Raw genomic sequence first — 1,438 nt, 5'->3', positions numbered from 1 at the left:
GCTAGCAGCGGTGAAGTTTTAGCTGCTTTGACTGGCGTTGCTCCGAACCTCCTCGGCCCTGGAGATTTCCTTTCTGTTTAGGATATCTGCTTAGCAAAAAATGGTTGTTGCCAATCGCGAATCTGTATTCTCAGAAGTGGCGGGCGCGACCAAACACTCGTCAATTGACCAAATTTGCAATTTTAGGGTGAGGATTTATGACTATTACTCGCGTTTCTGTAGACTCAGCAGGCAATCAGGCGCAGCGGGGCCCATTTTTCTTCTCCTATCCCTCCATGTCTGCGGATGGGCGGTTTGTCGCGTTTGCATCTAGTGCCGCCAACCTCGTGCCGGGTGACACTAACAATAACGAGGACATCTTCGTGCGCGACTTGTCAACCAACACCACCACCCGCGTCTCTGTTGACTCCGCAGGCAATCAGGGCAACAGCAGCTCCTCCTACTCCTCGATCTCAGGTGACGGGCGGTTTGTGGCGTTTTCTTCTGGTGCCAACATCTTCGTGCGCGACACGATCGGCAACACCACCACCAGCGTCTCTGTTGACTCCGCAGGCAATCCAGGGAACGACAGCTCTAGCACCCCGTCCATCTCCGCCAACGGTCGGTTTGTGGCGTTTGGATCTAATGCGACCAATCTCGTGCCGGGGGACACTAACAATACCAGAGACATCTTCGTGCGCGACACGATCGGCAACACCACCACCCGCGTCTCTGTGAACTCAGCAGGCAATCAGGGCAACAGCGGCTCTTCCAGTGCTCCCTCTATCTCAGCCGACGGGCGGTTTGTGGCATTTACTTCTGATTCCAACAACCTCGTCCCCGGGGATACTAACAATCGCAACGATATCTTCGTGCGCGACTTGTCAACCAACACCACCGCCCGCGTTTCTGTGGGTTCAGCAGGCAATCAGGGTAACGACGCATCCCGCATACCCTACATCTCTGCCGACGGGAGGTTTGTGGGGTTTTATTCTGATGCGAGCAACCTCGTGCCGGGGGACACTAACAATACCATTGATGTCTTCGTGCGCGACTTGTCAACCAACACCACCACCCGCGCCTCTGTGGGTTCAGCAGGGAATCAGGCGAACGGCGCATCCTTCGATGTGTCTATCTCCTCCAACGGGCGGTTTGTGGCGTTTCGCTCTGGTGCGAGCAACCTCGTGTCGGGGGACACTAACAATAACGATGACATTTTCGTGCGCGACACGATCGACAATACCACCACCCGCGTCTCTGTTTCCTCAACAGGCGATCAGGCGACAGACTCCTCCTTCGAGGTTTCCATCTCCGCCGACGGGCAGAGAGTAGCATTTTCATCTCGTGCCACCAACCTCGTGCCGGGAGACACCAATAGCGCCCTAGACGTATTCGTTGCTGACATAACCAACACTCCAAGCGGCACTAATAACTCTCCAAACATCATCAATGGCACGAG

The 1,438-nt window shown here is 55.0% G+C and carries 1 protein-coding gene; it reads left to right on the top strand.

From position 1 onward, the window contains the following. Positions 1-638 precede the first annotated feature (638 nt). A partial coding sequence (locus tag QT974_RS34340; protein WP_442933243.1) for a TolB family protein occupies positions 639-1,438 on the top strand: 800 nt, incomplete at its 3' end.

The sequence above is a fragment of the Microcoleus sp. BM001215392 genome (assembly GCF_036700185.1).
In the GTDB taxonomy this organism is placed as follows: domain Bacteria; phylum Cyanobacteriota; class Cyanobacteriia; order Cyanobacteriales; family Microcoleaceae; genus Microcoleus.
The sequence above is the reverse complement of the archived record's forward strand: the minus strand, read 5'-3'. Positions and strand labels throughout refer to the sequence as shown.